Below are 6000 nucleotides of genomic sequence, written 5' to 3' on the forward strand. Positions count from 1 at the left end.
CTTTTTTTCTATATATATAAATTTACTTGGTAAGTCCTGCTACTGTGTCATAAAAAATATTCGTTGCAATCATAATATCCTCATCTGAACTAAACTCTAACGGATTATGACTAATACCATCTTTTGAACGAACAAATAACATTCCAATTGGTGCCACAGCTGCGATATTCATGGCATCATGCCCAGCACCACTTATTAATGAATAAGGTCTTACACCCTGCTTCTCAATACTATTTGCAAGCTGCTGTTGAAGCATAGGATCTGTTTTTGTTGGTTTTACGCGTTGCATCATCTTTGTTTTCAGCGTAACTTTTCTGCGCTCAGCAATCTTTTGCATTTGTCTTAAAATGGAACTCTCCAAAGTACTTATTATTTGTTCATCAATATCACGAATATCAATTGTAAAAGTAACTCTACCCGGAATGACATTTACGCCATTTGGTTCTACAATTAGTTTTCCGACAGTAGTTACAGAATCGGTTCTGTCATTGAGCATTTGTTCAATTGCTAAAATCATTTCACTAGCTGCAGCTAAAGCATCCTTACGAATTGGCATTGGCGTTGCACCAGCATGTTCACTAACGCCTGTCACAGTCACTTCCAGCCATAATGGTGCTGCAATACCTGTAACGATGCCTACCGGTAATTCTTCGTTTTCTAGTACTCTTCCCTGCTCAACATGCATTTCTAAATATGCTTGGATGTCATTACGTTTTATTTTTTCTAAAAGAACGGGTGAGATTTGGGATTGCTTCATTGCTTCTCCAATAGAAATACCTGATGCATCGGTTTTCTGTAGGTGCTCATATGTTAAAAGGCCAGCCATTGCACGACTGCCGATTAACCCAAAGCCAAAGCGTGTTCCTTCTTCATCTTTAAACGCTACAACTTCAATTTTCTTTGAAAGTGATAGTTGTTGTTCATGAATGGTTTGTACGACTTCAATCGCTGCAAGAACACCTAAAGCACCGTCATATTTTCCGCCCTCTGGCACAGTATCAATATGAGAGCCCAGCATAACGGTTTCGCTTCCTTCACCATATGTGCCAATAACGTTCCCAACAGCATCAACTGTGATCGTCATGCCGGCTTCTTCCATATATGATGTTACGAGCTCAATAGCCTGTTGTTCTTCAGGTGTAAAAGAAAAGCGATTAATGCCGCCTGTTAGTGCATTACGTCCAATTTGACTTAATTCTTGAAGATGCTTTAGTAGTCGGTTAGCATTAATCATTACACTCACTCTTTCAGCTGAAATTGGAAATGGCATTGACCCTCACGTAATACATATTGATCATGTATAACTTCAAAATTTTTATTATATCCTTTTGCAATGGATGGATCGATTACTTTGCAATAAAGAATACCGTATTTACCCATATTATCGTCTGCCCATTGTTGGCCAAATGGGCAATGTGTAAATGTTTGCTCTACTTCATTCTTTTTATAAACCGTGTCAATTTCAAATAAATCGCTGCGCCCCATATCGTAGTTAGTTAGGTAATTTTCTACAGTATTTTCTAAACCGTTTGTACGTGCTCGTTGTGCAATACCTTCACCACGTTTATTACCGAAGCGTTCTACTGCTCGCATTATTACCTGCTCGCCTTTCTCACCGTATTCATCAACAACTTGTTTTGCAATTTGTGCAAACATTTTTGAAAAACGTGCATATGTCGTTAAATCCGCAAATTTTTCTTCTCCTTCTACAACTTTTGGTAAATATTCAAAGAAAGCATGATTTTCACCTTCTGCTGTCGCCTTTTTCGCCATTGCTTCAGCGTCTTTTAAACCAAAAGATTCTAATCCTATTTGAACTAACTCACAACCATGTTCGCCGTATTCTTCCGTAATAGACAGATGTAATTCAGTAAACATTTTTGCTGTAATAATATCCATGGATAAAGCCTTCATCATCAACTTTTCCTCTGCCATGTATTTGGACCTCCAATAATTCATATTGATTTACTCGGGATTTATTTTTATTATAGGAGGGAACATTAAAATAAATCAAATGAATATTTTGCTGAATGAGTATGAAAAAAATTCATAAAAGGAGTTTACGATGGTTACTTTAGCGCAATATGTCGCATTTCATACGCTAGTTGATATAGGGAATTTTACCGAAACCGGCTTAAAGTTGAATCTCACACAGTCTTCTATTAGTCATGCGATCAGCAATTTAGAAACAGAACTAGAGCTGTCTCTTATTATCCGTAATCGCAACAATATCGTTTTGACGAGCGAAGGCAAAATTATTTATGAGCATATCTCAAAAATTTTACAACAGCAGCATCAGCTTGAAACAGTAGTGGCGAGTTTAAAAAATTTTATCGGAGGCTCATTATCTGTTGGTATTCTTCCAAGTGTTTCTTTCGTTTTACTACCAAAAATATTAGCGTACTTTGCAGAACATCATCCTAACTTACACATTCGTTTGATGGAGGGAGATTACGATCAAATCGAGGAATGGCTGCATAATGGGATTATCGATATTGGTTTTTTAGTAAAGCCGCATTCAAAAAATCTTGTTTTTGATTCCATTTTTGATGATGAACTCGTTTGCATAATGGCGAAAGATCATCGGTTGGCAGAGGAGGATAAACTTTATCTAGAACAATTAAAAGATGAACGATGGATAATGCCAAAGCGGACCATTGACCGAGATGTTTCACGCATGTTATCTGAAAATAAATTACACCCCAATATCGTTTATGAATTATCCGTTGACCAAGTCATTTTGACGATGGTAAATGAGAATTTAGGTATTTCAATCGTACCGAATTCAATTTTAATTCATGCACCTAATACCCTTATTCGAAAAAAAATTAATGAGTCGTATGTTAGACACGTCGGTATTGCACACAAACACAGTATTCAGCTTTCTCCAAGCGCTTTAAAGTTTGTGGAAATTTCTAAAAATTTCGCTTCAAGTTTGAATATGATTATTGACAAGTGAAAATTCTGATATACTATCTGATTTAATAAGCACCTGCGACCAGGCAAATGGACCCGGTATAGCTCCGGGGTCATTTTGTTTAGGTACCATTGATAACAATGCTGGTTATATCTCTATCACTCGATCCTCTTCTGTTCTATTTTATCTTATGATTTATACTCTGCTTAATCTTTAAAGAAAGTGTCCAAAGAAACTTTCCATCGGTGCGATATCTCAACATATTCCCTTCCTGGACATCGATTGTATTCCACTTCTCATTTAACAGTAATATGATTGTTCATACTGTTACCTAGCTTACAGATTGGCCTTATAATGAAAAAGTCCTTGGAGAAGCCCCAAGGACTTTAGATTTCTATTGAAACAAACCAAGATATTCCTCGTAGCCCTCTTCCTGTAGTTTATCTTTTGGAATAAATTTAAGGGCCGCAGAGTTGATACAATATCGAAGCCCGCCTTTATCACGTGGACCATCATCAAATACGTGTCCTAAATGAGAATCTGCTGAGTTGCTTCTTACTTCTATCCGTCTCATTCCATGGGAGGTGTCAAGTTTTTCAATTACTTCTTGGTGCTTAATCGGCTTCGTGAAGCTCGGCCACCCACAGCCAGAATCAAATTTATCAAGAGAGCTAAATAATGGTTTGCCAGAGACAATATCGACATAAATCCCTTCATCTTTATGATCCCAGAATTCATTTTGAAAGGGTGGTTCTGTTCCGTTTTCTTGTGTAACACGATACTGAATAGGATTAAGCTTCTTGATGTTTTCAGCCTGATGCTTTTTCCAGTTTTCGCGAATAAATCCTGCTCGTCCTGACCCTTCCTTATAATTATTATAATGAAAGGAATTCTTTTTATAATAGTGCTGATGATATTCTTCTGCCGCATAAAACACAGACGCCTCTTTAATTTCTGTCACGATTGGTTTTGAAAACCTTTTACTTTCTTGTAATTTCTGCTTAGATTCTTCGGCTAGTCGTTTTTGCTCCCCTGTATGATAAAAAATGGCCGTTTTGTAGGACTCTCCTCGATCACCAAACTGACCATGAGCATCGGTAGGATCAATTTGCTGCCAGAAAAGCTCTAACAGCTTCTCATACGGAAAAACGGTTGGGTCGAACGTAATTTGAACTGCCTCATAATGACCCGTTGTATTAGAGCACACTTCATGATAAGTTGGGTTCTCTTTATGCCCACCTGTATAGCCTGACACTACTTTTATAATACCAGGTAATTCATCAAATGGCTGAACCATACACCAAAAACACCCACCAGCAAACGTAGCTAATTCATATTGTGCTGACATAAACAGACCTCCAGTATAGTATATATCCCAAGATTACCCAAACCTTATTTATTCTTCATTTTAAGAAAAAACCTCTTAGTTCATAAAGGGCTCCTTGACAAACAGTAAGATTATTTTCTTCTCCAAGTAGATTGGATCTTAATAAAGTTTGTATCCTTTAAAATGTTAAATACTGGGCATCTTGAATCAGTTTTTTCTTTAAGCTCTTGAATTCTTTCGTCAGACTCGTCAGTATCCACAAGTGCTTCAATCGTAAGGGTTTGGAAGTATTGCTTTACGGATGGATCACCCCTTAAGCCTTTTGGATCTAAAGCTCCTTCAATTTTGAAGTCGATTCCATTTAAATTAAACTTCATTTCCTTTGCCACCATATTGGCAATGGCGTTTTCACAGCCTGCAAGAGAGCCTAACAGAGTATTTAATGGATTTGCACCCTTATCATTCCCACCTAAGTTTTTTGGTTCGTCTACAAAAAATGTATGAGCTCCTGCCGCCTTCACCTCAGTTGTTACCTTTTGAGATGTGGATTCGATATTGAATTTCACTAATGCCATGATTAATTCCTCCTCTTAAAATGTTTTTATAACTTATACTTAGGAGTATACTTGGAATACTCTAAAAAAAATGTTAGGTGCCTTACATATTTAACGAATAATAAAATGAAGCAAAGTAGAATTTCTCTGCAACTAGTAGTATGGTCTCCTGGATTCGGGAGAATGTATTCATATATTATTGTGAAAAAGTTATGGAATTTCTATTATCTTTTTATTCATCCAGGCTTACTTTATTTTTTGTATTTGGCTAGGAGGTATGCCAAAAACCTCCAGAGCAAGAAGGCTGAGGAGGTATAAATTTAACCCATTAATTTTAAATAACCGGAAACGTGAACTTTTACTTTGGCAGGAAGGATTCCATTCAGTCGCAACTTCCGCCTTTCTGTAATGATTCTTTATAAATACCAACGAAATTTATTCTTCTACAGGATTTTTAGGCCCTTTAAGTTCTAGTTGATAAAAAGCTAAATCGAGCCATCTATTGAATTTAAAACCCGCCTTTTTTATGGTACCTGAATGAACAAAGCCAAAGTTTTTATGCATGGTAATGCTTTTTTCATTTGCGGCATCAATCCCAGCAATTAAAGTCATGTACCCCCTCTCCTTCGTATTTGCGATTATATCTTTCAGTAAAGATGTCCCAATTCCTTTTTTTCTGTACTCCTTATGTACATATACAGAATGCTCAATTGAATATTTATAAGCTGGCCATGCTCTAAAAGGACCAAATGTCGCAAATCCAACCACTTTATGATCTTGTTCGCATACTAATATTGGATACCCCTCCTCCTTCTTTTGTTCATACCAAAATTGTCTACTTTCAAGCGTTTGGGGTTTATATGCGTATACAGCAGTCGTATTGAGAATGGCATCATTATAGATATTTAAAATGTCCATTAAATCATTTTGAGTTGCTTCTCTTATCATTTTTTCTTCCTTTCAACATCAATGTATTTACCTCCATTTATTGGGGTAGTACCAGCGAAGCTGTCACCACCCGCAATAAGGAAATGTCAAGGTTATAATAAGTTGTTTAAGTTAAATACTTTCAACACACATACCCCCGTCTTGTTTTGGATGGGGGTAAAATAAAGTTGTTAAATAAGGATACTTTAGCAATAAAGTCTTTATAAATCTAAGTGTTCTTCAACAATCGCGCCCTTATCTACAGTATATAAAGA

6 protein-coding genes and 1 pseudogene are annotated in these 6000 nt (G+C 36.6%); 1 reads left to right on the forward strand and 6 read right to left on the reverse strand.

The window, feature by feature from the left end; translation table 11 throughout:
* Nucleotides 1–22: 22 nt before the first annotated feature.
* Nucleotides 23–1270 (reverse strand): Zn-dependent hydrolase, encoded by a 1248-nt coding sequence (locus COD11_RS12810; protein WP_251647058.1) that lies wholly within the window; start codon nt 1268–1270, stop codon nt 23–25.
* Entirely contained in the window at nt 1240–1935 is a 696-nt protein-coding gene (locus COD11_RS12815; RefSeq protein WP_098797298.1) for an L-2-amino-thiazoline-4-carboxylic acid hydrolase, read from the reverse strand. The genes COD11_RS12810 and COD11_RS12815 overlap by 31 nt, the downstream gene beginning before the upstream one ends.
* A gap of 130 nt (nt 1936–2065) precedes the next feature.
* Here COD11_RS12815 and COD11_RS12820 point away from each other — a divergent pair, with 130 nt between their 5' ends.
* Nucleotides 2066–2959 (forward strand): LysR family transcriptional regulator, encoded by an 894-nt coding sequence (locus COD11_RS12820; RefSeq protein WP_098797299.1) that lies wholly within the window; start codon nt 2066–2068, stop codon nt 2957–2959.
* 352 nt (nt 2960–3311) lie between these two features.
* Here COD11_RS12820 and msrB read toward each other — a convergent pair whose 3' ends face one another.
* From msrB to COD11_RS12840, 4 genes and pseudogenes are all read right to left on the reverse strand, one after another.
* The gene (msrB, locus tag COD11_RS27525; protein ID WP_255301619.1) at nt 3312–3758 is read right to left on the reverse strand and encodes a peptide-methionine (R)-S-oxide reductase MsrB; all 447 of its coding nucleotides are present in this window, start codon (nt 3756–3758) and stop codon (nt 3312–3314) included.
* A 45-nt stretch (nt 3759–3803) separates the two neighbouring features.
* Nucleotides 3804–4265: pseudogene (gene msrA, locus COD11_RS27530) on the reverse strand (peptide-methionine (S)-S-oxide reductase MsrA); the annotation flags it as partial.
* A 110-nt stretch (nt 4266–4375) separates the two neighbouring features.
* Nucleotides 4376–4819, reverse strand: coding sequence for an OsmC family protein (locus tag COD11_RS12830; protein WP_098797301.1), 444 nt, complete (start codon nt 4817–4819; stop codon nt 4376–4378).
* 414 nt (nt 4820–5233) lie between these two features.
* The gene (locus tag COD11_RS12840; RefSeq protein WP_098797303.1) at nt 5234–5746 is read right to left on the reverse strand and encodes a GNAT family N-acetyltransferase; all 513 of its coding nucleotides are present in this window, start codon (nt 5744–5746) and stop codon (nt 5234–5236) included.
* Between the last annotated feature and the right edge of the window lie 254 nt (nt 5747–6000).

It is taken from the genome of Bacillus sp. AFS040349 (genome assembly GCF_002577655.1).
Lineage (GTDB): Bacteria > Bacillota > Bacilli > Bacillales > Bacillaceae > Metabacillus.